This is a genomic window from Ruegeria sp. CI5 (genome assembly GCF_056536885.1).
On record NZ_JBQFQN010000002.1, the window covers coordinates 347,886 to 374,250 of the forward strand.

The following is a 26,365-nucleotide window of genomic DNA, read 5'->3' on the forward strand; positions in this document are numbered from 1 at the left end:
GGGCGTGTGATGAACGTGCAGAACAACGTGGACCTCAAGCACTCAACCAAGACGGCGTCCGACTGGTGGCGCGGCGGCGTGATCTATCAGATCTACCCGCGCAGCTTTCAGGACAGCAACGGCGACGGCATCGGAGACCTGTGGGGCATCACCCAGCGGCTGGACTACATCGCCGGTCTGGGGGTCGATGCGATCTGGATCTCGCCCTTCTTCAAGTCGCCGATGAAGGATTTCGGGTACGATGTCAGCGACTATCGCGCCATCGATCCGATGTTCGGCACGATGGAGGATTTCCAGACGTTGCTGGACCGCGCCCATGGTCTGGGTCTGCGGGTGATGATCGACCTGGTTCTGTCGCATACCTCGGACCAGCATCCGTGGTTCGTCGAAAGCCGCAGCAACCGCGAAAACCCCAAGGCCGACTGGTATGTCTGGGCCGACCCCAAGCCTGACGGGACCCCGCCCAACAACTGGCTGTCGATCTTCGGCGGCTCGGCCTGGCAGTGGGATACGCGCCGGCAGCAGTATTACCTGCACAACTTCCTGACCTCGCAGCCGGACCTGAATTTCCACAACCCCGATGTGCAGGACGCGCTGCTGGACGTGGCGCGGTTCTGGCTGGACATGGGCGTTGACGGGTTCCGACTGGACACGATCAACTTCTACTTCCACGACGCGCAACTGCGCGACAACCCGGCGCTGCCGCTGGATCAGCGCAACGCAACCATCGCGCCGATGGTCAACCCCTACAACCATCAGGACCATCTGTATTCCAAGAGCCAGCCGGAAAACATCGCCTTCCTGGAACGGCTGCGCGCCCTGACCGACCAATATGACGGCCGCGCCTGTCTGGGCGAGGTGGGCGATGCACAGCGCGGGCTTGAGATCATGGGCGAATACACCCGTGGCGACAAGCGCATGCACATGTGCTATGCCTTTGAATTTCTGGAAAAACGCCGCCTGTCAGCAGAATACACCAAGCATGTGTTCGACCAGCTTCTGTCCAAGGCCGGCGACGCCTGGCCGTGCTGGGCGTTCTCCAACCACGACGTACAGCGCCACGCCTCGCGCTGGGATCTGGACGAGGCCGGCATCCGCCAGCACGCGGTTCTGATGATTTGCCTGCGCGGCTCTGCCTGCCTGTATCAAGGCGAAGAGCTGGGCCTGCCCGAGGCCGACGTGCCCTTTGAGCACCTGCAGGACCCCTATGGCATCGAGTTCTGGCCTGAATACAAGGGCCGCGACGGCTGCCGCACGCCCATGGTCTGGGCCTCGCAGGACGAACAGTCAGGCTTTACCACCGGTGCGCCCTGGCTGCCCGTCAGCACCGCTCAGGCCGAGCGCGCCGTGGACCGGATGGACGCCGACCCGCAGTCGGTGCTCAACCACTATCGTCGTGCCATCGCTTTGCGCCATGAGTATCCGGCGCTGATGTCAGGCACCCAGTCCGACACGCGCGAAACCGGCGCGATCCTCAGCTTCCTGCGCGAGGATGATACTCAGCAGGTGTTCTGCGCCTTCAACCTGGGAGATGGCGCCGCGGAAATCGACCTGCCCGAAGGCAACTGGCGCTGCATCGGTCAGGATCTGGGCGCTGTCGAGGCGCAGGGCAGCGCCACGCTGGCGCCCTCGCAATTCTGCCTGATGGTCCGAGAGAAAGGGTAACCCATGTCCGAGCTCAAGCTGACCGATGTCGCCAAGACCTACGGCAATGTCGATGTCCTGAAGGACATCAACCTCGAGATCCAGCGCGGCGAGTTGATCGTGTTCGTCGGCCCCTCGGGCTGCGGCAAGTCCACCCTGCTTCGGATGATCGCGGGGCTGGAACGTATTTCGGGCGGAACGCTGGAGATCGAGGGGCAGGTGATGAACGATGTGCCCCCGGCACAGCGGGGCATCGCCATGGTGTTCCAAAGCTACGCGCTGTATCCGCACATGACCGTGCGCGAGAACATGGCCTTTGCCCTGAAGATCGCCAAGATGCCCACCGATCAGATCGACGCGGCGGTAAACCGCGCGGCGCAGATCCTGCAGCTGGAACCGTTTCTGGACCGGCTGCCCAAGGCCCTGTCGGGCGGTCAGCGACAGCGGGTCGCCATCGGCCGGGCTATCGTGCGCGACCCCAAGGTCTATCTGTTCGACGAGCCGCTGTCGAACCTGGATGCCGCCCTGCGGGTGGCCACGCGGATCGAGATCGCGCGCCTGAAAGAGGCGATGCCTGACAGCACGATGATCTATGTCACCCACGACCAGGTCGAGGCAATGACCCTGGCCAGCCGGATCGTGGTTCTGGCCAACAAGGGCATCGCGCAGGTCGGCACGCCGCTGGAGCTGTACGAGACGCCCGACAACGAATTCGTGGCCCAGTTCATCGGCTCGCCCGCCATGAACCTGCTGCCGGGCACGATCACCGGCACCGGCGCCGCCACGACCGTCGCGCTGGATTCCGGCGGCACGGCGGTGTCGGCCATCCCGACCCAAGACGCCGACGCCGGCAAGAAGGTCAACGTGGGTGTGCGGCCCGAGGATCTGGTGGTCGCGGAAGGTGACCCCATCCTGACCGGGACCGTGGACTTTACCGAAGCATTGGGCGAGGTGACGTTGCTCTATTTCGCGAAAGCCCCCGGCGCCGAGTCGGTGATCGGCAAACTGCCGGGCATCCATCGTGGCTTGCGTGGCCAGACGGTTTCGGTGACTGCCGCGCCGGAGAAGATCCACCTGTTCCATGACGGCCGGTCAATGCGCAAATAGCTCCAACCGTGTCGTGATTCTGGTCTGAATTTGTCGCAATTTGATTTTTGCGGCTGAAATGATGCGCATCGATTAGGCGGATGCGCAAAAAATTCGCGTGATCTCCCTGTGTGACATGAGGCCAGTTCCGATGCGCCGTTAGGTATCGTCGGCCCTTTTGATATATGATCCTCGCGCGAATTCCAGCAGAGTCGCGCGCTGTTTGGGCGGGCTCCGGGCTTGGGCTTCCAAAGGAACTGGACCTAAGAATTTCGCAAACTGTCACTTTTTGGACTGACGGGGCGATCGCAAAACTCTAACGTGACGCACGGATAAAAAACAAAACTCAGTCCAAACACGGGAGAAACACGAATGACCAAATCGTCAAACTTCAGCCGTCGTACGGTGTTGAAAGGGGCCGGCGCCGCAGCGCTGGCGGCACCTCTGTACAGCAAAAGCGCCCTGGCATCTTCGGGCGAAGTCAACATCCTGATGTGGTCGGATTACCTGCCGCCCAGCTTCATCGAAGAGTTCGAGACCCTGACCGGGATCAAGGTGAACTACACCGGTATCGGCTCGAACGAAGAGATCATCAACAAGATGAAGGCCACCAAGGGTCAGGGCTTTGACATCGTTTCGCCGACCAACAACCGGTCGCTGCAGTGGGAGCCGCTGGAGCTTCTGCAGCCGTTCGACATGAACAGGGTTCCGATCGACAAGGTCAACCCGGCGATGGCCAAGATCGGCACCGATGCCTGGAACTTTGGTGACAGCGGCGCGCATTGGCTGCCGCATATCTGGGGTACCGAAGGCATTGCCTATCGGACCGACCTGTGGCTGCCCGAAGGCGACGCTCCGTCCTATGGTGACGTCTGGTCGGAAGAAAACGCCGGCAAGACCATGGGTCGCGCGCATTCGATGATGCTGGGCGCAGGCCTGTACATGGAGCGCATCGGCGAGATGGAGCCCGGCTCGGTCTGGGCCGCATATGGCGACGAAGACACCATGCGTAAGGTCTGGGGTCAAATCACCGACTGGTGCATCGCCCGCAAAGACCGGATCAAACTGATCTGGAACGACGCCGACACCCAGAAGAACGGCCTGCTGAACGAAGGGGTTGTCGTCGGACAGACTTGGGATGGCCCGCCGCTGGCACTGAAATCCGCGGGCGAACCGGTGCACTACCAGGCTCCGGTCGAGGGTGCGATGGCTTGGGTCGACGGCATGTCGATGCCGACCGGTGCAACCAATATCGACCAGGTCTACGCCTTCATCGACTTCGCCTATCAGGCCAAACCGGCCGGTGTCGCGATCGACAGCCACGGCTACAACTCGCCGGTTCTGGGTGCCGACCAGTATTCGGGCGACACCTACAAGAAGAACTTTGCCGAGGCCTATCCGGGCGACTCGCTGGCCAACCTGAACCCGTGGCCTGCCGAAGCACCTTGGTATGCCGAGACCCGGACCGAGTTCGTCAACAAGTTCAAGAGCGCCTGATCGCCTTGAGATCGCGCCCCTCGCGTTGTCGCGCGGGGGGCCTTTGGACCCCGCACGCGTTTGCCCCGCGTGACGGACAACGATGCGGTGCGGCCTGAAGCTGCATCACAGGGAGATACCAAAAATGAGTGCAGGGATCGGAGTCGATCTGGAAAACCTGTGGATCCGCTTCGGCGATTTTGTCGCTGTGCGAGATGCGAACGTGAACATCAACGGGGGCGATTTCTTTTCGTTCCTGGGGCCCTCGGGCTGCGGCAAGACGACGATTCTGCGCGCGGTGTCCGGGTTCCTGGAGCCCAGCGAAGGCAATGTGCTGATCGGTGGAAAGAACATGAAGGGCATCGGGCCGAACAAGCGCCCGACCGCGTTGATCTTCCAGAACCTTGCGCTGTTTCCGCTGATGAAGGTCTGGGAGAACATTACCTTTTCGATGGAGATCAAGGGCGCCAGCGCCGCCGAGCGCCGCAAGCGCGCGGATGAGCTGCTGGACATGATCGCTCTGCCGGGCCAGGGGGACAAGCTGCCCAGCGAGTTGTCAGGCGGCCAGCGCCAGCGTGTCGCCATCGCGCGCGCCTTGTGCGCCGAACCGGACGTGCTGCTGCTGGACGAACCGCTGTCGGCGCTGGACCTCAAACTGCGCCAGCACATGCGCACTGAGCTTCGCGAAATTCAGCAGCGGGTGGGCATCACCTTCATCTACATCACCCATGACCAGGGCGAGGCCCTGACCATGTCGGACAACATCGCCGTGATGCGCGCTGGCGTGATCGACCAGATCGCCGATGGCAAGACCATCTACAACGACCCGACAACCGCTTTTGCCGCCTCGTTCGTGGGCGAAAACAACGTCTTCCGCGGCAAGGTCAAAAGAGTGATGGGCGAAGAGGCCCTGATCTCGACCAACCGGTCCGGCGATCTGGTGGCGCGGATATCGACCGCCAATCAGGGCAAGTTGGCCGAAGGTGACGACGCCATGATGTTCATCCGACCCGAGGCGTTCTCGATTGCACCCGAGGGGACGAGCGGCGATCACTTCGTCACGGCGCGGGTAACCCACGAGGAATTCGAAGGCAACGTCTTCAACATCTTCACCGAAGGAGAGGGCGGCAAGGAGATCAAGGTCTCGATCCCGAACCACGGGCAGTCGTTCAAAGATCACACCGGGCAGAACATCACGCTGGAATACGAAACCCGCAACGCGGTTGTCGTTCCGGCGGGTGAGCTGGCTGCGGAATAAGGAGGCCCGACGATGCCTGGCTTCCTCAGGGACTTCTTCAACCGCAACGGTTTCGGCATGGGGCTCGCGATTTTGGGGCTTGTCCTGTTCTGGACGATCGGCCTGATCATCCTGCCGCAGCTGTCGATGCTGGACTTTTCCTTCCGTCCCAACCTGCCGCCCCCGGAAATCGGTGGCCCCAAGGACGTGTACACGCTGGAGAACTACAAATATCTGATCTACGGGCCGGAAGGCGGTAGCCAGTCCTACAACGCCGTTGATCTGCGCGTGTTCTTCCGGACGTTGATCGCCGCGGTCTGCGTGACGATCTTCAACCTGATCATTTGCTATCCGATTGCCTATTACCTGGGTCAGTCCAAGGGCAATCACATTCGTATCTTCGCGATCATGCTGATCATCCCCTATTGGATCAACGAGATCCTGCGTGCCTTTGCGCTGCGCATCATCTTCGGAGAGACCGGTGTGTTGAACACGCTGTTCGTCGGATTGGGGATCTGGGACACGCCGTTCGATTTCATTCGTAACGACATCGCGCTCTATGCGGGCCTCGGCTACGCGTACATCCTGCTGATGATCTTCCCGATGTACAACGTCATCGAAAGCCTGGATGGAAACCAGATCGAAGCGGCGCGCGACTTGGGCGCTCCGTGGTGGCGGATCCACTGGAGGGTGGTCATCCCCTATGCCAAGCCCGGCATCAGTTCCGGCTGTACGATGGTGTTCATGCTGTCGGCCGGTGCGCTGGCCGCACCGCAAATCCTGGGCGGGCCATCCAGTCTGTGGTTCACGCAACTGATCTATCAGCAGTTCAATGACAACAACGACTGGCCACAAGGCGCGGCCTACGCGATCGTTCTGCTGGTCACCTGTATCCTGTTCGTGCTGGCAATGATGCGCCTGTTCAAGGTGAACATGGGGGATATCGGGAAATGAACATGTCCTTCCTCCGTATCAGCATCTGGGTCTATCTGGCGATCTTCTTCGCGTACCTGCTGGGTCCGCTGGTGATCATGTCGATCACCGCCTTCAACTCGTCCGGTTTCCCGCGCATGAGCCCGTGGGAATGCCTGACCTTCCAGTGGTTTGGCGAGTTGTTTCAGGACCAACGCATCCTGAACGGCATCAAGAACTCGATGATCATCGGCGCGGGAACCGTGGTTCTGTCGGTGGCGATGGGCTTGGCTGGAGCGCTGATGCTAACCCAAATCTGGCCCAAGCTGCGCGCCACCTACTACACGATCATCATCGCTCCGATCCTGATCCCGGGCGTTGTTCTGGGTATCTCGACGCTGGTCTTCTGGGACCGGATCAACCGGATGCTGGGGCTGGGCGCCGACAGCTTTTTGTCGAACGGTATTTTCCTGACCGTGATTGGCCAATCCACCTTCATCGCCAGCTATTGTATGTTGGTTCTGGTGGCCCGGCTGCAGCGATATGACCTGGCGCTGACCGAGGCGGCGCTGGACCTTGGTGCAACGCATGCACAGGCGTTTCGCAAGATCCTGCTCCCGTTCATGCGCCCGGCGATTGCTTCGGCGGCGGTGCTGGCGTTTCTTGCCTCGTTCGAGAACTACAACACCACCACCTTCACGTTCGGCGAATACCCGACACTGACAATCGAACTGGCTCAGAAGGTGCGCTACGGCATTACACCTGCGATTTCGGCGCTGGCCTTTATCATCGTGGCGCTGACCGTGTTCTTCGCCCTGTTGAACGAAGCCAAGTTGAAGCGTCAGGAACTGGTCGCCGCCGCGCGCAAGGAAGCCACGGTCGAGGAGCTGGCAGGCAAGATCAAACTGCCCAGCTTTTTCTCGGGGAACATGGCGGCCGTGCTGCTGGTCATGTTTGCCGTGGCAACGATCACTGTCGTCGGGACGGCCATGGCCTACAACCCGGCCCAGTGCATCGCGGACGTCAAGGAAGAAAAGCGTCTGGAAGCCGAGCAGCGCATTCAGGAATTGCGCAAGCAACGCGAGGAGCAGCGCAAGCGGCGCGAGGCCGAGCAAGGCGACGCGCAGCAATCCACGCCCAAACCGTCGAACAACAGCGGTTTTGGCAATGTGTTCGCTCCGAACACATTGGGTGGTCAGGACGACGAAAGCTCAGCCGAGCCTGAAGATCAGCCTTCGGGCAACAGTGGGTTCGGCAACGTCTTCGATCCAAACAGTCTGAAGACCGACGAGTAGGAAGAAGCGCCTACCAGAGCACCACATCCGCCCGGTTCAGGTTCATTTCTTGCCGGGCGGATTGTGTTTCAGGATAGCGACTCCGCAGGCAGCGATGCTGTGGCCGTTCCAATCCACCGGTGTGGCGTTGTAGTTGATCAGGAAGTCATGGGTCGCGGTCTCGCGCCGCCGCAGGCCGGGCGGCATCGGGTGCAGGGTCAGCCCGACCTTCTGCGCGGCCATCTCAACGATCCGGTCCCACAGGTCTTCGTCCGGGAAGCCGGCCAGATACCAAAGCTGGTCACCGCCCTTGAGCGCCGGGGTTCCGTCCGCAAAGGTCAACAGATCGGGCGCGTTGCCGGTCAGCCGCTCGACCCAGTGTTGCGCGGCACCGCCGTCCTGAACCGGGCGGGTGATCTCGGGCGGCAGGGATTCCACCAGCGCCACGTCGCAGTCCAACGCCTGCAGGCCGGGGCGGCCTTGGGCCGGGATCTGGAAATCAGCCGTGATTGCTCCGGCGCGCGGGCCCAGAACCGTCAGTTTGGCCGCTGCCCGCAGGCGGTCGGCCAGCGCGTCGTCCAGCGTGGCCAGCCCGGGGGCGAGGATCAGATCATAGTCGGCGTCGTCCATGCCCGTGGCCGGAACGACGTCGACCGACAGCCCGGCGCGGCGCAGGGCGCAATAGGCGGAAAACACCAGCCGGAAATAGTTGAACCCCGCGCCCTGCGGCTGGGTCGCCCAGGCCCAATCCGACGGGTAGTCGAACAGGATGGCCACCCGCGCCTGCACCGGTTCGACCGGTCCCAGCGCGGCCAGTTCTTCGGCCGTCTGCTGCGCCTCGGCCAGACCTGGGGCAGGGTGGTTGTTCGGCGTCAGCAAGCCCGCGTGCATCTGTTCCTGTGCATAAGGCGCCTGCCGCCAGCGGAAATAGCTGACCACCTCGGCCCCGTGGGCCACGGCCTCGAGCGACCAGAGCCGCACCATGCCTGGCAGGGGGGCCGGATTGTAGGGCGCCCAGTTCACCGGTCCGGGCTGTTGTTCCATAACCCACCAGCGACCGCACCCGACGGCGCGGTACAGATCGTGGTGAAAGGCCTGCATGTCCGGGTCGCCCTGCTGCAGAAAGGCCGCCTTGTGCGCCGCGTCGGCCTCGAGCCGGTCGGACAGGAACCCGATCGGGTAGCTGTCCCAGGTGGCGATATCCAGATCGGCGCCCACTTCGAAATGGTCGAAATCCAGAATCCGGCCCATGTAGTTGTGCAGCAGCGGCGCATCGGTCAGGGGCCGCAGCGCCTGAACCTGGGCCCGGTTGAAGGCCGCCACCTGATCCGAGCTGAACCGGCGGAAGGCCAGCACATGCGCGGGGTTGGGTTCGGTCACGGTCAGGTTGGGCAGGTCGATCTGATCGAAATCACTGTATTCCATCGACCAGAACACGTTGCCCCAGGCCGCGTTCAGCGCCTCAATCGAGCCATAGCGTTCGGCCAGCCAGCGGCGGAAGGCCTTCCGCGCGGGCTCGCTGTAGCTGACGGTGGTGTCGTGGCAACCATATTCATTGTCGATCTGCCAGGCGGCCACATGCGGGTTGCGGCCATAACGTTCGCCCATGATCCGGGCGATGCGGACGCATTCCTCGATATATCCGGGATGGCTGAAACAGTAGTGACGGCGTGAGCCGAACTTCCGCGGCTGCCCGTTTTCATCTACCGCCAGCATGTCCGGGTGCCGGTCCAGCATCCAGCGCGGCGGCGTGGCGGTTGGGGTTCCCAGCACCACTTTCAGCCCGGCCGCACCAAGGGTCTCGATGGCCTGATCCAGCCAGTCGAATGTCAGTCGGCCCGGTTCCGGCTCCATCCGGCTCCATCCGAATTCGCCGATCCGGACCCAGCGCAGGCCGGCCTCGACCATGCGCGCGGCATCTTCGGCCCACATCGACTGGGGCCAATGTTCGGGGTAATAGCAAACGCCAAGTTCGGGGTTCATAGGATGACTCTGTGTTCTGCCTGACCTTGGCCCGCGTTTTCCGCGGCAAAGGTCATTCCGTTGGTGGGGTGCGATGCGATGGTGTCCGCATCCAGCCCTTCACGGGCCGAGGTGCAGAACAGCGTCGTCAGATCCGGTCCGCCGAAAGCGGGGCACGAGGTATGGGCCGCCGCGAAACGCACCGCGCGCAAGAAGGTTCCGCCGGCGTCATAGGCCGCGACCCGCGCCGCGCCCCATTGCGCGAGCCATAGGTTGCCCGCGGCATCGACGACCGCGCCATCGGGGTTCAGCCCCTCGGTGCGCAGGTCCAGAAACACCGCGCTGTCGCCCTCGGGCCAGCCGGTTTCCGGGTTCAGGCCCCAGCGCCGCACCTGCCCGGTGGCCGTGTCGCAAAAATAGGCGCAAGACCGGTCAGGCGCGAAACTGATCGCGTTCGAGATGGTCACGTCCGGCACCAGCTGCCGCAGCTCACCCCGCCAAAAACGATAGATCGCCCCCGCGCCCCGTTCCGCGCGCTTGCCCATTGTGCCGATCCAGAACCCGCCCCACGGATCAGCCCGCCCGTCATTCGAGCGGGTCACCGGGTTGTCGGCCTCGAGCGCGACGATGCGGTCCTTGTGACCGGTCTCAAGCCCGAACCGCCACAGGCCGGTTTCCGACGCGATCAGCAGCGTGTCGCGGTCGATCCAGCCTGCGGCCGAGACGTGCTCGGCAAAATCCCAGCTTTGCGGGCCACCCGCGTCGCGGGTCATCAGGCGCTTGTTGATGATGTCGAACCAGAACAGCTGTTGCCGTTCGGGGTGCCACAGCGGGCCTTCGCCCAACGCGCACGGGCGGTCGTCAAAGACCTGGCTCATCGCGCGGCCTCGTCAAAGGCGGCGACGATCTGGCAGGCGTTTTCGGCGATCTGGTCCACGGACATGCCGGGTTTGAACAGGGCCGAGCCGATGCCGAAACCGTCGGCCCCGGCCTTGAGCCAGTCGCCGAAATTCTCGGGCCCCGCGCCGCCCACGGCATAGACCTGCGTGCCCTTGGGCAGGATCGGGCGCATGGCCGCCAGCCCCACCGGTCCGGCCATCACCCCGGGAAACAGTTTCAACCCGGTGGCTCCGGCGCGCAGGGCGACGAAGGCTTCGGTCGGGGTATAGACCCCGGGCCAGCTTTGAAGGCTCAGATCCACCGTGCGCGCGATAACCTCGGCATCGCAATTTGGCGACACGATCAGCTTGCCGCCAACGGCGGCCACCTGTTCGACTTCGTCCACGGTCAGGACGGTTCCGGCCCCGACCAGCGCGCGGTCGCCGATCGAACGGGCCAGACGGCCGATGCTGTCCAGCGGGTCGGGCGAGTTCAGCGGAACCTCGATCCGGTCGATTCCGGCGTCCAAAATGGCTTGGCCGACGGCCTCGGCCTGTGCCGGTTCAAGCCCTCGCAGAATGGCGATGATGGGGCGGCTCATGCGGTTTGCCTCGTGAGGGTGCGGGCCTGCAGCAGACCGGCCAGCGTGGCTTGGGTCGCGTCGGCGGTTTCGACGAATGCGCCCTGTTGCTGCAGCGCGGTGGCATAGATGTTCGACAGGGCCTCGGCCCCGATGATGGCCAGTTGCTGACCCAGCCAATAGGGGCGGGTGGCGGCCAGTTCGGCACCGATCAGAGCGCCCGACAGGCGGGCGCGGGCGGTGGCCGGATCCTGGCCGTGCAGCAGGTCGGCCGCGCGCAGCCCGAACAGCCGCCCGGCCAGTTGCTCGGGCTTGGACAGCGTGTCCGCCACGGCCGTGGCAAAGGCGTCGTCGTCCCAGCCTTCGCCCACCGAGTGTTTCAGCACCGAGTGCTGGCCCAGCAGATCGAACAGTTCACCCGTCATGAAGGTGCGGAAACTGACGACCTCGCCGGCGCTGACCTGCACCCATTTGGTGTGGGTGCCGGGCAGGCAGATCACGCCATCCCAATGCGGGCGCGTGGACAGGTAGCCGGCGATCTGGGTTTCCTCGCCGCGCATCACGTCGGCGGGGTCGTCCTGTTTCAGACCGGGCACCACGAAGGCGCGGATGCGTGGATCGGTGCCGGGCACGCGCACCGGAACGGTCGAAATCGGCTTGGCCGGAACAGCCACATAGGGCGCCTCGACCCAGCCCTGCCGGGCACCGACCATGCCGCAGGCGATCACATCCACGGGCGCCGCGCCCAGCCAGCCTTGGACCAGCGTCAGCAACGCGTTCTGGAACTGATCCCGGCCCAGTGTCGCCATGCCCCGGTCGCATTGGGCGTGGTCCAGCACCGTGTCGCCCTGCATCGCCCAGGCGCGCAGATGCGAGGTGCCCCAGTCTACTGCGATCCACTCGGTGTTCATATCCTCACCCCGTTGTGACCACGCCGCCATCGACGACCATGCATTGCCCGGTCATGGCGCGGCTGGCCGTCGATGCCAGGAACAGCGTCGGCGCGATCATGTCGTCCGGGCTCAGATGTTCCTTCAGGCACTGGCGATCCATATGCGCGGCCAGATCCTCGGGCGTGGCCCACATGTCCAGTTGTTTCTGCGTCAGCACCCAGCCGGGCGCCAGCGCGTTGACGCGGATGTTCCTAGGCCCCAGCTCGCGCGCGAGCGAGCGGGTCATGCCGGTGATTCCGGCATTGGCCGTCGTATAGATCGGATAGCCTGCATTGCCCATCATGTAGCTGATCGAGCTGAAGTTGATGATCGACCCGCCGGTTTCGGCCATCTGGCGCGCGGCCTGCTGGCAGGCAAAGTAATAGGCCTTGAGGTTGACCTCGATCATCCAATCCCAGAACTCGGTCGTGGTTTCCTCAAGGCTGTGGCGCTTGTCATTGGCGGCATTGTTGACCAGCACGTTCAGCGGGCCGTGGGTCTCGGCGGCCTTGGTCATGGTTTCGTGCAGCAGCGCAGTGTCGGTCATGTCGCCCTGCAGGAACAAAGGCGCGCGGCCGTGTTTGGCGCGCATCTCTTCGACGAATGCGCTGGCGTCGGACCGGCCGATAAAGGCGACGTTGGCGCCTTGGGCCAGGAACCCGTCTGTCAGGGCCGCGCCCACGCCCGACCCGCCGCCGGTGATGAAGACGGACGCGCCGTCGAGGTCATGGAAGGTTGCTGGCTGGGTCATCAATGGCTCTCTCTGGTCACAAGGCGGGTGTCCTTGCCCACCAGGAAATCAAGGTCAGCGCCGCGGTCGGCCTGAAGGACATGGTCGATATACAGCTTGGCATAGCCGCGGGTGTAATGCGGGTCGTCGGGCTGCCAATCCGCGCGGCGGGCGGCCAGTTCCTGTTCGTCGACCAGCAGTTCCAACTCGCCCTTGCGGGCCGAGACGCGGATGCGGTCGCCGGTTTTCACCAGCGCCAGAGGACCGCCCGCCTGCGCCTCGGGGCTGACATGCAGGATCACTGTGCCGAAGGCCGTGCCAGACATGCGCGCGTCGGAAATGCGGATCATGTCACGCACGCCCTGTTTCACCAGCTTGGCGGGGATCGGCATGTTGCCGACCTCGGGCATGCCCGGATAGCCCTTTGGCCCGCAGCCTTTGAGCACCAGGATGGTCTCGGGCGTCACAGGCAGGTCGTCGCGGTCGATATTGGCCTTCAGGTCCTCGATGCTGTCGAAGACATAGGCCTCACCTTCCGTCTCCAGCAGGCTGTCTGTGGCGGCCGAGGGTTTCACGATGGCCCCGTTCGGCGCCAGGTTGCCGCGCAGAACGCGCAGCCCGGCGGCCGGTTTCACCGGATCGTCAAAGGCGTGGATCACGTCACGGTTGAAGCATTCCGCGCCCTCATAGTGGGCCGAGATGTCCTTGTTCAGAACGGTGCGGGCCGGGCGCAGATGCGATTTCAGCTCGGACAGGACCACCGGCATCCCGCCGGCATAGCAGACATCTTCCATCAGGTATTTGCCCGAGGGCATGCAGTTGACCAGCAGCGGAATGTCCGAGCCGATCTCGAAATCCTGCAGGGTCAGGTCCACGCCCACCCGGCCGGCCAGCGCCAGCAGGTGCACCACGGCGTTGGTGGACCCACCCACCGCGGCATTGGCCAGAATGGCGTTCTCAAACGCCGCCTTGGTCAGGATGTCCGAGGGTTTGAGGCCCTCGTCCACCATTTCGACGATACGTTTGCCGGTCATGTGCGCCAGCGCCATCCGGCGGGCATCGACGGCGGGCAGGGCGGCGTTTGTGGGCAGGCTCATGCCCATCGCCTCGACCAGCGACGCCATGGTCGAGGCCGTACCCATGGTCATGCACACGCCCTTGGACCGGCTCATGCCGGATTCGGCGTTCATGAAATCCTGCAAGGTCATCTCGCCGGCGCGCACGGCTTCCGAGAATTTCCAAACATCGGTGCCCGAGCCGATATCCTGACCGCGATACTTGCCGTTCAGCATCGGCCCCGAGCTGACCACGATGGTGGGCAGATCGACCGAGGCCGCGCCCATCAGCTGGCCGGGCGTGGTCTTGTCGCAGCCGCCCAGCAGCACCACGCCGTCGATGCCATAGGCGCGGATCGATTCCTCGACATCCATGGCCAGCAGGTTGCGGAACAGCATGGCGGTGGGCTTCATCTGGGTTTCGCCCAGCGACATCACCGGGAATTCGACCGGAAAGCCTCCGGCCTCCCACACGCCGCGCTTGACGCCTTCGGCGAGGTCGCGCAGGCCCGAGTTGCACGGCGTCAGTTCCGACCATGTGTTGCAGATGCCAATGATCGGGCGTCCGTCGAACGCATGATCGGGAAAGCCCTGGTTCTTCATCCACGACCGATGGATGAACCCGTCCTTGTCGAGCTTGCCGTACCAGTGCTGTGAGCGGCGTTTCTTCATGTCTGTGTTTCTTTTTTGTATTGGGTCGTGGTTTTCTTGTGTGTTTGCCGGATGATCAGGCCGCGCGGGCCGGACGGCACCAATCCGGCAGCCAGTCGGCATGGGCGGTCAGCAGGTCACTGACCAGGCTACGGATCTGGCGCAGGTCCAGTTCGGCGGCGGTGTGCGGGTCCATCATGGCGGCATGATAGATGTGTTCGGGGTTTTCCTCGACCAAGGCGCGCACGGTCAGTTCCTGCACGTTGATCTGGGTCCGCATCAGGGCGACCAGCTGCGGCGGGATGTCGGTCACGACCGAGGGCTGCACGCCGTTGCTGTCGACCAGGCAGGGCGTTTCGACCGCGGCGCCCAGAGGCAGCTGCGGGATCTGCCCGGTATTGGGGAGGTTGCCATAGGCGACATAGGGCGTGTCGGTGACGATGGCGTTCATCAGGTCGGCGGCGAATTCGTGGCTGCGGATCACCTCGATGTCGCGCCCGTCGGTCAGGGTCTTGGCCTGTTCCTTCCAATTCGCGACCTGCTCTTCGCAGCGGGTGGGGTATTCGTCCAGCGGGATCTGGAACTGGTCGATCAGGTCCTGACGCCCATCCTTGATGAACCACGGGACATACTCGGCCAGGTGTTCCGAGCTTTCGGTGCAGAAATAGCCCAGGTGATCCATCACCTCGTACCGCACCTTGTTCGGGCAGCGCGGCATCAGCAGCGGCGCCTTGGGCAACTGGCCGGCGTGATAGCCCCGGCGCAGCGCCGGATACAGGTCGCGGCCCTGATGTTCCAGCCGCAGGAAAAACGCCACATGGTTCACGCCCGCAACGCGATAGCGGATTTCATCCTTGGGCAGGTCCAGGTCATGGGCCAGCTCCTCGACCGTGTTCTGGACCGAGTGGCACAGACCCACATGTTTCAGCGCCGGGAACCGTTCGGCCAGCGCCCAGGTGTTGATGGCCATCGGGTTGACGTATTGCAGCAGCGTGGCATCCGGGCACAGCTGCGCCATGTCGCGGGCCACATCCCACAGGACGGGCACGGTGCGCAGGCCGCGCATGATGCCGCCCACGCCCAGCGTGTCGGCGATGGTCTGGCGCAGGCCATATTGCTTGGGGATCTCGAAATCGGTGACGGTGCAGGGTTTGTAGCCGCCGATCTGGAAGGCGGTGATGACGAAATCGGCCCCGTCCAGCGCCGCGCGGCGGTCGGTATGGGTGGACACGGTCGCGCCGGTCCCGACCGAGCGGATCATGGCGCGGGCCACGGTTTCGCTTTCGGCCAGACGCTCGGGGTCGATGTCCATCAGGGCAAAATGGCTGTCGGCCAGCGACGGGGTCAGCAGGGCATCGCCCACGATGTTCTGCATGAAAATCGTGGAACCTGCACCGATGAAGGTGATCTTGGTCATGACTGTAAACCTTGACTAGGCGTTATTTTACGGCACCGAGGGTCAGACCCGCGATGAAGTGTTTCTGCATCAGAAAGAACATGGCCACCGGCGGCAGGGCCGCGACGATCGAGCCGGCACTCATCAAGTGATAGGCGGCGCGGAACTGCGCGTTGAAGCTGGTGATGCCGGCGGTGACGGGTTGGCTCTCGGCCCCTTGGGTCAGCACGACGGCCCAGAAATAGTCATTCCAGATGAAGGTGAAGATCAGCACGCTGAGCGCGGCGATTGCGGGCTTCATCAGCGGCAGGACGACATACCAGAAGATACGCCATTCGCTGATGCCCTCGACCCGGGCGGCCTCGATCAACTCAAAGGGCAGGGCGCGGATGAAGTTGCGCATGAACAGGGTGCAGAACCCCGTCTGGAACGCGATGTGGAACAGCACCAGACCGGTTTTCGTGTTGTAAAGCCCCAAGTCCAGCGTCAGGTCGCGCACCGGCACCATCAGGATCTGGAAGGGTACGAAGTTGCCCGCCACGAACATGAAGAAGATCCACAGGTTCGATTTGAACTTGTAAATCCCCAGCGCGAACCCGGTCATGCAGCTGAGCGCCACCGCGCCGATCACCGTGGGAACCGTGATCAGGAACGAGTTCAGCAGATAGCGCGGCATGTCCGAGTTGAAGAACACCTGACCGTAGTTCCGTGCGCCTTCAAAGCTGGAGGGCAGACCCCAGTAGTTGGCGTTGGTGAAATCCGCCTCGGGCTTGATGGAAAACAGGGCCACCGCCAGCAGAGGGCCGAGCCACAGCAGAAGCGCGACCGGCAGCATTGCCTGATAGGAAATCTGCGCCGCGCGGGGTTGTTTTTCGATCGGTTTGGGAAACATCTCAGTGCCCCTTTTCTTCGCGGTACATCGACCACAGGAAGTAGGCGATGAAGCACAGCATGATCAGGAACAGGATCACGGCGATGGCCGCGCCATAGCCCATGCGGAACCCGTACTCCGACAAGGCGACTTCGAACATGTAATAGGCCAGCACGCGGCTTGACCCGAACGGCCCGCCCTGCGTCATGATCGAGATCAGGTCGAACGAGCGCAGCGCGCCGATAATGGTCACCACGAAGGCGATGAAGGTCGCCGGGCGCAGTTGCGGCAGGATGATATGCCACAGCATCCGCCCGCCCTTGGCGCCGTCCAGCCGGCCGGCCTCGATCTGTTCGGGGTCCACGGCGTTCAGGCCGGTCAGATACAGGATCATGCAATAGGCGGTCTGCGGCCAGAGGCCCGCGAAAATGATGCCGTAGGTTACGAAGCGTTCATCACCCAGGACGTTCAGCGGACCCAACCCGACCAAGCCCAAAAGCTCGTTCAGCAGTCCGAAAGTGGGGTCGTAGAACCAGGTGAAGACCAGCCCGACTACGACCTGGCTGATGACGAAGGGAAAGAAGAACAGGGATTTGTACAACCGGATTCCCCAGACCGTCTGGTTGAGGAACAGCGCGATGAACAGACCAGCCGGGATCGCCAGCAGGTACATGATCAGCCAGATCAGGTTGTTCTTCAGCGAGACATAGAAGGCGTCACGATCGACCCATTCCCAATACAGGTCTTCATAGTTGCGCATTCCGACATATTCGGCCGCGCCCAGCCCGTCCCATTCGTAGAGCGACAGGTTGAAGGACTGGAATACGGGGATGATCACGTAGACCATGAAGAACAGCACGCCCGGAGCCAGAAACAGCCAGGGTGCGATACGTTGCTGATTTCTGTGGAACCAGCTTTCGTGTTCGGTGACGTCGACAGCGGTCATGGTCAATCCCGGTTTGGAATGGGCAGGACGGGATCGTGCCCGTCCTGCGTTTGGCTACGGCGTGGCCGGGGTTGCCCCGGCCACAACCCGATCAGTTGTCATAGATGCGCTGACGTGCGCGTTCCAGCTTGGCCAGGATGCTGTCCAGGTTGTCCGGCTTGACCATGAACTCCTGGAAGCCTTCCATCGACACTTTGGCCATTTCCGCCGGTGCGTCGCGATCCCAGAACTGGGCGACGCCGCCAGGGCTGTTGGTCGACAGCATCTTGAAGCCTTCCTGCAGGAACTTGTCGTCATCCACTGAGGATTTGGCGTTGACGGGCAGTTGTCCGAGGTTCTTGCCGTTGTTGATTTCGGTCTGCTCGTCAGCCGAAACGACAAAACGCAGGAACTCGCGCGCGGCTTCTTTGTTCGACGCGTTCGCCGGGATGTGGAACGTGTCGGTCGGCGCATCTTCGGCCAGCTCGACATCTGGGTTGATCGCGACGAACTGGTAGAAGTCCAACTGGTCATCGGTCAGACCGGCCTCGCGCAGCGGAGCCACCGCGAAGTTGCCCATCAGATAGGCCGCGGCGTCACCCTGAACCATGAAGGGCAGGGCCTCTTGCCAGCTGTAGGTCTGGTGGTTGTCGATGAACGCGCCCATGTCGATCAGCTGCTTCCAGTTGGCGAAGGTCTGCTTGACCCGGTCGTCTTCCCAGCTGACCTCGCCATTGGCCAGTTGCTGGTGGAAGTCGAAGCCGTTGGTGCGCATGTTCAGGTAGTCGAACCAGCCGCCAGCCGTCCATAGGAACTTGGTACCGATGGTATAGCAGGCGCGACCCGAGTCGACGATCTTCTGGCAGTTGGCCAGCTCTTCTTCCCAGGTGGTCGGCTCGGACAGGCCCAGCTCGTCAAAGATGTCTTTGCGGTAGTAGACGCCCCACTGATAGTAGGTGTAGGGCACGCCCCACTGCTTGCCGTCGATGGTCATCGCGCCCTTGGTAGAGGCAAGGTTTTCGGCGATTTCCGGCTCGGCCCACAGGTCCGATACATCTTCGAACAGTCCGGCCTCGACATAAGGCTTCATGCGGTTGGCCGCGTACCAGGTCGCAACGTCGGGCGTATCCGCCGTCAGGAAGTTGCGGATCTGGGTCTTGTACGCCTCGCGGTCGATGACCGTGGTCTCGATCTCCAGACCCGGGTGCTGAGCCGCGAACCGCTCGATCATCGCTTCCATCGTCGCACGCGGCGCCGGATTCGATGTGTCGAGGAAGATTCGCAGCTCGCCGGTCAGTTCTGCCGAAACGGGCGCTGCAAGTGCCACACTGGCCGCCAGAGCCGCCGCAGTGCGCTTGAACATGGAATGCATGGTTTCCTCCCTTAGCTTCCATTCAGTGGTTCCAAATAGTGAAACCAAGTTTTATATATTGAAAACTACACATCGAATCGGCTAGGCTTGTCAATACCCTCGCGGCCCGTCCGCAAGGGGAAGTGGAGGAGAAATCAGACCCGTGGCAGGTGACGGAACCATCGGCAAAGCATGTGACGTGCTGGAACAGGTCGCGGCGTTCGGCCGGCCTGTGCGGTTTGCCGAATTGCTGGAAAGCAGCAGCTTTCCCAAGGCGTCCCTGTACCGGTTTCTGCAGTCGCTGACCAATCAGGGCATGTTGTCTTACGACCCAGACCGGCAGACCTATTCGCCCGGCCTGCGGCTGGTGCGGCTGGCGCATTCGGCCTGGACGCAAAGCTCGCTGGCGCCGATCGCGCGGCCGATCCTGGATGCGCTCAGCCTGGAAACCGGCGAGACGGTGCACCTCGCGCAGCTGGATGCCAGCCAGGTTCTGTACGTCGACAAGCGCAATGCCAAGAACCCGGTCGAAATGTATTCCGAGGCCGGAAAAGTTGGCCCGGCTTATTGCACCGGTGTGGGAAAGGCGATGCTCGCCTTTCTGGATGATGACCGGCTGGACAAGGCGATCTCGCAGCAAAGCTTTCACCGCTTTACCGACAAGACGCTGACCTCGGAGGAGGTGCTGCGGGCGGATTTGGCCCGGATCCGCGAACGGGGGTTCGCCATGGATGATGAAGAGCACGAGCCCGGCATCATCTGCGTGGCCTGTCCGATCCTGACATCGGGCGGGCGGGTGCTGGGGGCGATCTCGATTACCGGATCGACCCAGCGCATGGATTTCGACCAGTTGAAGAAATGGGTCCCTCGGGTACGGCGATCGGCCGACCAGATCGGGGCCGAAGCCGAAGCATGGCGGTTCCCCGAGGGCCGCAAGGACAGGATGCAAGCATCATGACAGGCGTTACCCTGAAGGGCGCAATCAAGCGTTATGGCCAGACCCAGGTCATTCACGGCATTGATCTGGAAATCGAGGATGGCGAGTTCTGCGTTTTCGTCGGACCGTCGGGCTGTGGCAAATCCACCCTGTTGCGGATGATCGCCGGGCTGGAGGAAACCACCGAGGGCGAAATCCGTATCGGTCAGCGCGATGTGACCCACATGGACCCGGCCAAGCGCGGTGTCGCGATGGTGTTTCAGACCTACGCCCTGTATCCGCACATGTCCGTGGCCGAGAACATGGGCTTTGGTCTGCGCATGAATGGCGTGCCCAAGGCCGAGATCGACAAGAAGGTGGCCGAAGCGTCGGAAATCTTGAAACTGGACCCGTATCTCAAGCGCAAGCCCAAGGCCCTGTCGGGTGGCCAGCGTCAGCGGGTCGCCATCGGCCGGGCCATCGTCCGCGGCCCCGAGGTTTTCTTGTTTGACGAGCCGCTGTCGAACCTCGATGCCGAACTGCGCGTTGAAATGCGGGTTGAGATCGCCCGTCTGCACCAGGAGATCGGCGCGACGATGATCTACGTCACCCACGACCAGGTCGAGGCGATGACCATGGCCGACAAGATCGTCGTGCTGCGCGATGGCCGGATCGAGCAGGTCGGCGCTCCGATGGATCTGTATCGCGACCCCGACAACCGGTTCGTGGCTGGGTTCATCGGCTCGCCCGCAATGAACTTTTTGGAATGCGATGTCGTCGATGGAACGGTGCGTCACCCCGCTCTGACGGACTCGATCCCCGTCACCAATGGCGTGCCGACCGATGCCAGGAAGGTGATCCTGGGGATCCGTCCGGAACATATTGCCGTGGATCGATCCGGCGACACCTGTACTGTCGATCTGACCGAGGCGCTTGGCGGCGTCTCCTACAGTTATTTGCTGACGCCCAACGGCGACAAGCTGATTGTCGAAGAGCGGGACGATCAACGCAGCAAAACGGGAGAGCGGATCGGAATCTCGGTCCGGCCTGAACGGGCCATGCTGTTCGACCCGGAAAGCGGGATGCGGTTGCGCTGAACCGCTGTTCAGTTGGAAAGTGTCAACACGCCGGGCCATCTGCCTGGCGCGTTTTTCTTTTGTCAGACGAATCGGATGGATTTTGGATACAAAATCCGATACAGCGAGATTGAGACAATGGATTTGAACGCCCGGCGATGGACGCGGGCAACTTGGAAAGGATCGGCCACATGTCACCCGACGTCTTTACCGGCACCATGCCCGCGCTCATGACCCCTTGTACGCCCGACCGTCAGCCCGACTTTGACGCCTTGGTGCGAAAGGGTCAGCAGATGATCGAGGCGGGCATGTCCGCGGTCGTCTACTGCGGGTCGATGGGCGACTGGCCGCTGCTGACCGACGAACAGCGGATGGAAGGGGTCGAGCGGTTGATCGGCGCGGGCCTGCCCGTGGTGGTGGGCACCGGGGCGGTCAACACGCAATCCGCCGTGGCGCATGCAGCGCATGCGCAAAAGGTGGGTGCAGCTGGGCTGATGGTTATCCCGCGGGTCCTGTCGCGCGGCAGTTCGGTCACGGCGCAGCGCAACCATTTCAAGGCCATCCTGTCGGCGGCACCGGATATTCCGGCGGTCATCTACAACAGTCCGTATTATGGATTCGCCACACGCGCCGACCTTTTCTTTGCGCTGCGGGCCGAGCACTCCAATCTGGTGGGCTTCAAGGAATTCGGTGGCAAGGACGATCTGCGCTATGCGGCTGAGAACATCACCAGCCGTGATGACCAGGTGACGCTGATGGTGGGGGTCGATACGGCCGTCTACCATGGCATCGTCAATTGTGGCGCAACCGGCGCAATCACTGGCATCGGTAATGTACTGCCCAAAGAGGTTCTGCTGCTGACCGCTTTGTCGAAAAAAGCGGCCACTGGCAATGCCGAGGCCCGCCAGCGCGCACAGGAGTTGACAGAGGCCATCCACGTGCTGTCCAGTTTCGATGAAGGCCCCGATCTGGTTCTGTACTACAAGCACCTTCTGGTTCTGAACGGCGAGGATGAATACCGCTTGCACTTCAACGAAACTGACGCGCTGACCGATGCGCAGCGCCACTATTGCGAACAGCAGTACAGCTTGTTTCGCGCCTGGTTTGCAGACTGGTCGAGGCAAGGCGGGGTGATTGCCGCATGCATGTGATCGACAGCCATACCGGCGGAGAGCCCACACGCGTGATTCTGGACGGCGCGCCCGATCTGGGCAGCGGTCCTCTGTCCGAACGCGCAGGGCTTTTGGCGACCCAGCACCGCCCGTTCTGGCGCTCGGTCATGCTGGAGCCGCGCGGTCAGCCAGCGATGGTGGGGGCGCTGCTGGTGCCCCCGGTCGATCCGTCCTGCGTGACCGGGGTGATCTATTTCGACGTGGATGCGGTGCTTGGCATGTGCGGGCATGGCACGATCGGGTTGACCGTGACGCTGGCCCATCTGGGGCGGATCGGTGTTGGCATCCACCGGATCGAAACCCCAGCGGGTGTGGTCACGGTGGAGCTGCACGATCCCAACACAGTGACAGTAACCAACATCGAAAGCCGGCGGGTGCATCAGGCCGTGACGATCGAGGTTCCGGATTTCGGGCCGGTTACAGGTGATGTGGCCTATGGCGGCAATTGGTTCTTTATCGTCGATCCCAGCCCGGTGCCGGTCGAGCCCGCGAACATCCGGCAACTGACCGATCTGGGCGTCGCCATTCGGCAGGCCTCGGTCGCGCAGGGCGTGGGCGGCGAAGCGGGCGAGCCGATCGATCATGTGATTTTTCAGGAGACCGCGCCGGCCTCCGGCGTCCACAGCCGAAACTTCGTTCTGTGCCCCGATGACGCCTATGACCGCTCGCCCTGCGGCACGGGCAGTTCGGCGCGGTTGGCCTGTCTGGCGGCCGATGGGCGCTTGGCGCCGGGTGAAGAAATCGTGCAGGCTAGCGTCATCGGCAGCCCCTATCGGCTGTCCTATCAGCCGGGTCCGAACGGCGGGGTGATCCCCTCGATCACCGGTCAGGCTTTCGTGATGGCCGAAAGCCGCTTGATTTTTGATCCCGCCGATCCATTCCGTTCGGGTATCGAGATCACATGAAGAAAGATGTCATCGTCATAGGTGCCGGCGTCGTTGGTATCAGCGCAGCGCTGGAATTGCAGCGTCGGGGTTACACGGTTCAGATACTGGACCGCGAAGGCGTGGCCGCGGGCAGTTCGGCGGGAAATGCCGGGGCGTTCGCCTTCCCCGAGGTCGAACCTCTGGCCACGCCGGGGATCATGAAAAAGGCCCCGAAATGGCTGCTCGATCCGTTGGGGCCGCTGTCGATCCCGCCCGCCTATGCCCTGCAGATCGCGCCGTGGATGTGGCGGTTCTGGCGGGCCAGCCGCCCCAGCCGGTACCAGGCGCTGGTCGCCGCGCAGGCCAACCTGATGCGCCTGTGCCAGGCCGCGACCGAACGGCAGATCGCCGATACGGGTGGAGAGGCGATGATGCAGCGCGACGGGCAGTTGCAGTTGTACGAAAGCGCGGCCGAGTTCCGCGCCGCCTTGCCCACGTGGGAGTTGCGTCGCCGGCATGGCATCGCCTTCGATCTGCTGGAAAGCCCCGAGGCGATCGCCGAGATCCAGCCCGGGCTCAGCCCGCGTTTTACCCATGCCGGGTTCACGCCACACTGGTGGAATACCGTCGATCCCAAACGCTGGGTCGAGCATCTGGCACAGGTGTTTCGCGACCGTGGCGGGGTGATCGAAACGCGCCCCGTACGCGCGCTGGAGCTGTCGGACACGGGCGTCTGGGTGCGCTTCGACCAGGGTGCGGCGGATGCCAGCAAGGTGGTCGTGGCCGCCGGGGCGTGGTCGCACCACCTGACCCGCACGGTGGGCGACCGGATCCCGCTCGAGACCGAGCGGGGCTATAACACGACCCTGCCGCCGGGCGCGTTCGACCTGCGGCTGCACCTTGCCTTCTCGCGGCATGCTTTCGTGGCCACCAAGATTAACGGCGGTGTGCGCATCGGCGGCGCGGTCGAACTGGGCGGGCTTGACCTGCCGCCCAATTTCAAACGCGCCGATACCTTGCTGAACAAGGCGCGCCAGTTCCTACCGGGGTTGAAGACCGAAGGCGGGACGCAGTGGATGGGGTTCCGCCCCTCGCTGCCCGACAGCATTCCGGTGATCGGACGGTCTTCGAAATCGCCGAACCTGATCTACGCCTTCGGGCACGGCCATCTGGGCCTGACCCAGTCGGCGGGGACCGCCGAACTGGTGGGCGCGCTGATCGACGGCACCGATCCGTCCATCCCGGTCGATCCCTTCGCCGCCACCCGGTTCTGAGCGGGGGATGCGCAGCAGCAAGACCATCCACGTGATCTCGGCCCATGCCGAGGGTGAAGTGGGGGATGTGATCGTCGGCGGTGTCGCCCCGCCGCCCGGCGACACGATCTGGGCGCAACGCAGCTTCATCGCCCGCGACCAGACCCTGCGCAACTTCGTGCTGAACGAGCCGCGCGGCGGGGTGTTCCGCCATGTCAACCTGCTGGTGCCGCCCAAACACCCTGATGCCGACGCCGCCTTCATCATAATGGAGCCCGAGGACACGCCGCCCATGTCCGGCTCGAACGCGATATGCGTGGCGACGGTGCTGCTGGACGGGGGCATCCTGCCGATGACCGAACCGGAAACCCACCTGACGCTCGAGGCGCCGGGCGGGCTGGTGCGGGTGCGGGCCGAATGCCGCAACGGCAAGGCAGTACGGATCTACGTCCAGAACCTGCCCAGCTTTGCCGACCGCCTCGCCGCGCCGCTCGAAGTCGCAGGGCTGGGGACCCTGACGGTGGACACCGCCTATGGCGGGGACAGTTTCGTCGTGGTCGACGCCGCGGCGCTGGGGCTGCGCATCACCGAGGACGAGGCCGCCGACATCGCCCGTCTGGGGGTGGCGATCACCGACGCTGCCAATGCGCAGCTGGGCTTTGCGCATCCCGAAAACCCGGATTGGAACCACATCTCGTTCTGCGCGTTCTGCGGACCGCTTGCCGAAACAGAAACCGGCCTAACCGGCCGATCCGCGGTGGCGATCCAGCCCGGCAAGGTCGACCGCTCGCCCACCGGTACCGCCGTTTCGGCCCGCATGGCGCTGATGGCCGCGCGGGGGCAGTTGCAGCCGGGCCAGAGCTTTGAGGCGGTGTCGATCATCGGCTCGCGCTTCACCGGCCGAATACTGGGCGCGACCCAGGTGGGAGACCATCCTGCCATCCTGCCCGAGATCTCGGGCCGGGGATGGATCACCGGCATCCATCAGCACATGCTGGACCCCGACGACCCCTGGCCACAAGGTTACCGCCTGCGCGACACCTGGGGTGCCTAGTCCAGAAGGGCCAGCAGGTCGCGGTGCAGTTGCGCGGAAACCTCGGCATATCCCCGGGCGGTGTTGCGCGCGCGGGCGGCAAAGCGGCGCTGTGACGGCAGGCGCGCGCCCTGATCGAGGATATCGGCAAACAGGCGCTCGGCCCGCGCGTCGTTGGCCTGTCGCCGCCCGCCGCTGAACTGGTCAGGGTCGAAGGCGATGATGATGTCGCCGTGGTATGGCGCGCCGCCTGTTCCTTGGGCGAACTCCATGCTCTCGAGGCTGGTCAGGTCGTCGATCAGCGGGCCGGCCAGAAGCTCGATCATGATCGACAGGGCCGAGCCCTTGTAGCCGCCGAAGGTCAGCATCGCGCCGTCCAGCGCCGCTTGCGGATCGGTCGTGGCGTTGCCGTCTTTGTCGATCGCCACGCCTTCGGGCAGGGGTTTGCCCGCGCGCTTGTACAGCTCGATCTCGCCGCGGGCGAAGGCGCTGGTAGCGAAATCGAAGGTGAACGGGTCCTTGCCCATGCGTGGCCAGCTGAAGGCCAGCGGGTTGGTACCCAGGCTGCCGCGTGTGCCCCCCGCAGGGGCCACCCAGGAATGGCTGGGCACCATCGCCATGGCCGCAAGCCCCTGGGCCGAAAGGGCCTCGACCTCGGGCCACAGCGCCGAGAAATGAAAACAGCGGTTGATCGCCATGGCCGCGATCCCGTGGGTGCGGGTCTTCTCGACCAGATGCGGCAGGCCTTTCTGGAACGCCAGCAACGACATGCCGCCCTGCGCGTCGACACGGACGATGGCATTGTCCGAGGGGGTGACCCGGGGCTGCGCATGGCCGTCGATCTTGCCGGCCTGCATGGTCTGGGCGCACATGAACAGGCGAAACAGCCCGTGCGACTGGCAATCGTCCATTTGGCAAGTGGTCAGCATCCGCGCGATCGCCTGTGCGTGATCGGGACCATAGCCCACATGGGTCAGGACGCGCAGGCTCAGATCGGTCATTTCCTCGGGCGTCAGCCGTACCGTTTCGCTCATGTCCTGTCCCCTGGTCTGATTTCGGTTGCCAAATGGGTAGCGGGGAATGCCGGC

General features: G+C 63.3%; 23 protein-coding genes. 12 read left to right on the forward strand and 11 right to left on the reverse strand.

Annotated elements, in window-relative coordinates; all coding sequences use genetic code 11:
- The first annotated feature begins 9 nt into the window (after positions 1–9).
- From ACR0BA_RS10405 to ACR0BA_RS10430, 6 genes are all read left to right on the forward strand, one after another.
- Positions 10–1,665, forward strand: coding sequence for an alpha-glucosidase (locus tag ACR0BA_RS10405; RefSeq protein WP_480727827.1), 1,656 nt, complete (start codon positions 10–12; stop codon positions 1,663–1,665).
- Positions 1,666–1,668: 3 nt separating this feature from the next.
- A complete protein-coding gene (locus ACR0BA_RS10410; RefSeq protein WP_480727828.1) occupies positions 1,669–2,751 on the forward strand; it encodes an ABC transporter ATP-binding protein in 1,083 nt (360 codons plus the stop codon).
- A 351-nt stretch (positions 2,752–3,102) separates the two neighbouring features.
- Positions 3,103–4,227, forward strand: a complete 1,125-nt coding sequence (locus ACR0BA_RS10415; RefSeq protein ID WP_170341229.1) for an extracellular solute-binding protein — start codon at positions 3,103–3,105, stop codon at positions 4,225–4,227.
- 124 nt (positions 4,228–4,351) lie between these two features.
- Positions 4,352–5,464, forward strand: a complete 1,113-nt coding sequence (locus tag ACR0BA_RS10420; protein ID WP_170341232.1) for an ABC transporter ATP-binding protein — start codon at positions 4,352–4,354, stop codon at positions 5,462–5,464.
- Between the two features lie 12 nt (positions 5,465–5,476).
- Entirely contained in the window at positions 5,477–6,397 is a 921-nt protein-coding gene (locus ACR0BA_RS10425; protein WP_170341829.1) for an ABC transporter permease, read from the forward strand.
- The gene (locus ACR0BA_RS10430; RefSeq protein WP_480727830.1) at positions 6,394–7,650 is read left to right on the forward strand and encodes an ABC transporter permease; all 1,257 of its coding nucleotides are present in this window, start codon (positions 6,394–6,396) and stop codon (positions 7,648–7,650) included. The genes ACR0BA_RS10425 and ACR0BA_RS10430 overlap by 4 nt, the downstream gene beginning before the upstream one ends.
- A 42-nt stretch (positions 7,651–7,692) precedes the next feature.
- Here the strand turns inward: ACR0BA_RS10430 and ACR0BA_RS10435 are convergent, their stop codons facing one another.
- From ACR0BA_RS10435 to ACR0BA_RS10480, 10 genes are all read right to left on the reverse strand, one after another.
- Positions 7,693–9,612, reverse strand: a complete 1,920-nt coding sequence (locus ACR0BA_RS10435) for a beta-galactosidase (protein WP_480727832.1) — start codon at positions 9,610–9,612, stop codon at positions 7,693–7,695.
- The gene (locus ACR0BA_RS10440; RefSeq protein WP_480727834.1) at positions 9,609–10,469 is read right to left on the reverse strand and encodes an SMP-30/gluconolactonase/LRE family protein; all 861 of its coding nucleotides are present in this window, start codon (positions 10,467–10,469) and stop codon (positions 9,609–9,611) included. Before ACR0BA_RS10440 ends, ACR0BA_RS10435 begins: the two co-directional genes overlap by 4 nt.
- Entirely contained in the window at positions 10,466–11,071 is a 606-nt protein-coding gene (locus ACR0BA_RS10445) for a 2-dehydro-3-deoxy-6-phosphogalactonate aldolase (protein ID WP_480727835.1), read from the reverse strand. The genes ACR0BA_RS10440 and ACR0BA_RS10445 overlap by 4 nt, the downstream gene beginning before the upstream one ends.
- A complete protein-coding gene (locus ACR0BA_RS10450; protein WP_480727837.1) occupies positions 11,068–11,961 on the reverse strand; it encodes a 2-dehydro-3-deoxygalactonokinase in 894 nt (297 codons plus the stop codon). Before ACR0BA_RS10450 ends, ACR0BA_RS10445 begins: the two co-directional genes overlap by 4 nt.
- Before the next feature lie 4 nt (positions 11,962–11,965).
- Complete coding sequence (locus tag ACR0BA_RS10455) at positions 11,966–12,733, reverse strand: SDR family NAD(P)-dependent oxidoreductase (RefSeq protein WP_480727839.1); 768 nt, start codon at positions 12,731–12,733, stop codon at positions 11,966–11,968.
- Entirely contained in the window at positions 12,733–14,439 is a 1,707-nt protein-coding gene (locus ACR0BA_RS10460; protein WP_480727841.1) for an IlvD/Edd family dehydratase, read from the reverse strand. Before ACR0BA_RS10460 ends, ACR0BA_RS10455 begins: the two co-directional genes overlap by 1 nt.
- Positions 14,440–14,494: 55 nt before the next feature.
- Positions 14,495–15,835 carry an alpha-galactosidase gene (gene melA, locus ACR0BA_RS10465; protein WP_480727842.1) on the reverse strand — a complete coding sequence of 447 codons (1,341 nt, stop codon included), beginning with the start codon at positions 15,833–15,835 and terminating at the stop codon, positions 14,495–14,497.
- Positions 15,836–15,857: 22 nt separating this feature from the next.
- The gene (locus tag ACR0BA_RS10470; protein WP_093963150.1) at positions 15,858–16,706 is read right to left on the reverse strand and encodes a carbohydrate ABC transporter permease; all 849 of its coding nucleotides are present in this window, start codon (positions 16,704–16,706) and stop codon (positions 15,858–15,860) included.
- A gap of 1 nt (position 16,707) precedes the next feature.
- Positions 16,708–17,631, reverse strand: a complete 924-nt coding sequence (locus tag ACR0BA_RS10475; RefSeq protein WP_093963149.1) for a carbohydrate ABC transporter permease — start codon at positions 17,629–17,631, stop codon at positions 16,708–16,710.
- Positions 17,632–17,722: 91 nt separating this feature from the next.
- Positions 17,723–18,982 (reverse strand): ABC transporter substrate-binding protein, encoded by a 1,260-nt coding sequence (locus ACR0BA_RS10480; RefSeq protein ID WP_093963148.1) that lies wholly within the window; start codon positions 18,980–18,982, stop codon positions 17,723–17,725.
- A 142-nt stretch (positions 18,983–19,124) separates the two neighbouring features.
- On the opposite strand from ACR0BA_RS10480, the gene ACR0BA_RS10485 reads away from it, so the two are divergent.
- From ACR0BA_RS10485 to ACR0BA_RS10510, 6 genes are all read left to right on the forward strand, one after another.
- Positions 19,125–19,919: an IclR family transcriptional regulator gene (locus tag ACR0BA_RS10485; RefSeq protein WP_170525818.1), complete on the forward strand. Its 795-nt coding sequence runs from the start codon at positions 19,125–19,127 to the stop codon at positions 19,917–19,919.
- Positions 19,916–20,974, forward strand: coding sequence for an ABC transporter ATP-binding protein (locus ACR0BA_RS10490; protein ID WP_170341853.1), 1,059 nt, complete (start codon positions 19,916–19,918; stop codon positions 20,972–20,974). Before ACR0BA_RS10485 ends, ACR0BA_RS10490 begins: the two co-directional genes overlap by 4 nt.
- 170 nt (positions 20,975–21,144) lie before the next feature.
- Positions 21,145–22,104 carry a dihydrodipicolinate synthase family protein gene (locus tag ACR0BA_RS10495; RefSeq protein WP_480727844.1) on the forward strand — a complete coding sequence of 320 codons (960 nt, stop codon included), beginning with the start codon at positions 21,145–21,147 and terminating at the stop codon, positions 22,102–22,104.
- Positions 22,095–23,030, forward strand: a complete 936-nt coding sequence (locus ACR0BA_RS10500) for a 4-hydroxyproline epimerase (protein ID WP_480727846.1) — start codon at positions 22,095–22,097, stop codon at positions 23,028–23,030. Before ACR0BA_RS10495 ends, ACR0BA_RS10500 begins: the two co-directional genes overlap by 10 nt.
- Complete coding sequence (locus ACR0BA_RS10505) at positions 23,027–24,265, forward strand: NAD(P)/FAD-dependent oxidoreductase (protein ID WP_170435595.1); 1,239 nt, start codon at positions 23,027–23,029, stop codon at positions 24,263–24,265. The genes ACR0BA_RS10500 and ACR0BA_RS10505 overlap by 4 nt, the downstream gene beginning before the upstream one ends.
- Positions 24,266–24,272: 7 nt before the next feature.
- Positions 24,273–25,298, forward strand: coding sequence for a trans-3-hydroxy-L-proline dehydratase (locus ACR0BA_RS10510; protein WP_480727848.1), 1,026 nt, complete (start codon positions 24,273–24,275; stop codon positions 25,296–25,298).
- Here ACR0BA_RS10510 and ACR0BA_RS10515 read toward each other — a convergent pair.
- On the reverse strand, positions 25,295–26,311 hold the full coding sequence (locus ACR0BA_RS10515; RefSeq protein WP_480727850.1) for an Ldh family oxidoreductase: 1,017 nt from the start codon (positions 26,309–26,311) through the stop codon (positions 25,295–25,297). The genes ACR0BA_RS10510 and ACR0BA_RS10515 overlap by 4 nt on opposite strands.
- Between the last annotated feature and the right edge of the window lie 54 nt (positions 26,312–26,365).

What these genes read in the sequence shown, in the direction of transcription:
- ACR0BA_RS10405 (WP_480727827.1), top strand. Translation starts at nt 10, where the DNA reads ATGAACGTGCAGAACAACGTGGACCTCAAGCACTCAACCAAGACGGCG.
- ACR0BA_RS10410 (WP_480727828.1), top strand. Translation starts at nt 1,669, where the DNA reads ATGTCCGAGCTCAAGCTGACCGATGTCGCCAAGACCTACGGCAATGTC.
- ACR0BA_RS10415 (WP_170341229.1), top strand. Translation starts at nt 3,103, where the DNA reads ATGACCAAATCGTCAAACTTCAGCCGTCGTACGGTGTTGAAAGGGGCC.
- ACR0BA_RS10420 (WP_170341232.1), top strand. Translation starts at nt 4,352, where the DNA reads ATGAGTGCAGGGATCGGAGTCGATCTGGAAAACCTGTGGATCCGCTTC.
- ACR0BA_RS10425 (WP_170341829.1), top strand. Translation starts at nt 5,477, where the DNA reads ATGCCTGGCTTCCTCAGGGACTTCTTCAACCGCAACGGTTTCGGCATG.
- ACR0BA_RS10430 (WP_480727830.1), top strand. Translation starts at nt 6,394, where the DNA reads ATGAACATGTCCTTCCTCCGTATCAGCATCTGGGTCTATCTGGCGATC.
- ACR0BA_RS10435 (WP_480727832.1), bottom strand. Translation starts at nt 9,612, where the DNA reads ATGAACCCCGAACTTGGCGTTTGCTATTACCCCGAACATTGGCCCCAG.
- ACR0BA_RS10440 (WP_480727834.1), bottom strand. Translation starts at nt 10,469, where the DNA reads ATGAGCCAGGTCTTTGACGACCGCCCGTGCGCGTTGGGCGAAGGCCCG.
- ACR0BA_RS10445 (WP_480727835.1), bottom strand. Translation starts at nt 11,071, where the DNA reads ATGAGCCGCCCCATCATCGCCATTCTGCGAGGGCTTGAACCGGCACAG.
- ACR0BA_RS10450 (WP_480727837.1), bottom strand. Translation starts at nt 11,961, where the DNA reads ATGAACACCGAGTGGATCGCAGTAGACTGGGGCACCTCGCATCTGCGC.
- ACR0BA_RS10455 (WP_480727839.1), bottom strand. Translation starts at nt 12,733, where the DNA reads ATGACCCAGCCAGCAACCTTCCATGACCTCGACGGCGCGTCCGTCTTC.
- ACR0BA_RS10460 (WP_480727841.1), bottom strand. Translation starts at nt 14,439, where the DNA reads ATGAAGAAACGCCGCTCACAGCACTGGTACGGCAAGCTCGACAAGGAC.
- melA (WP_480727842.1), bottom strand. Translation starts at nt 15,835, where the DNA reads ATGACCAAGATCACCTTCATCGGTGCAGGTTCCACGATTTTCATGCAG.
- ACR0BA_RS10470 (WP_093963150.1), bottom strand. Translation starts at nt 16,706, where the DNA reads ATGTTTCCCAAACCGATCGAAAAACAACCCCGCGCGGCGCAGATTTCC.
- ACR0BA_RS10475 (WP_093963149.1), bottom strand. Translation starts at nt 17,631, where the DNA reads ATGACCGCTGTCGACGTCACCGAACACGAAAGCTGGTTCCACAGAAAT.
- ACR0BA_RS10480 (WP_093963148.1), bottom strand. Translation starts at nt 18,982, where the DNA reads ATGCATTCCATGTTCAAGCGCACTGCGGCGGCTCTGGCGGCCAGTGTG.
- ACR0BA_RS10490 (WP_170341853.1), top strand. Translation starts at nt 19,916, where the DNA reads ATGACAGGCGTTACCCTGAAGGGCGCAATCAAGCGTTATGGCCAGACC.
- ACR0BA_RS10495 (WP_480727844.1), top strand. Translation starts at nt 21,145, where the DNA reads ATGTCACCCGACGTCTTTACCGGCACCATGCCCGCGCTCATGACCCCT.
- ACR0BA_RS10500 (WP_480727846.1), top strand. Translation starts at nt 22,095, where the DNA reads ATGCATGTGATCGACAGCCATACCGGCGGAGAGCCCACACGCGTGATT.
- ACR0BA_RS10505 (WP_170435595.1), top strand. Translation starts at nt 23,027, where the DNA reads ATGAAGAAAGATGTCATCGTCATAGGTGCCGGCGTCGTTGGTATCAGC.
- ACR0BA_RS10510 (WP_480727848.1), top strand. Translation starts at nt 24,273, where the DNA reads ATGCGCAGCAGCAAGACCATCCACGTGATCTCGGCCCATGCCGAGGGT.
- ACR0BA_RS10515 (WP_480727850.1), bottom strand. Translation starts at nt 26,311, where the DNA reads ATGAGCGAAACGGTACGGCTGACGCCCGAGGAAATGACCGATCTGAGC.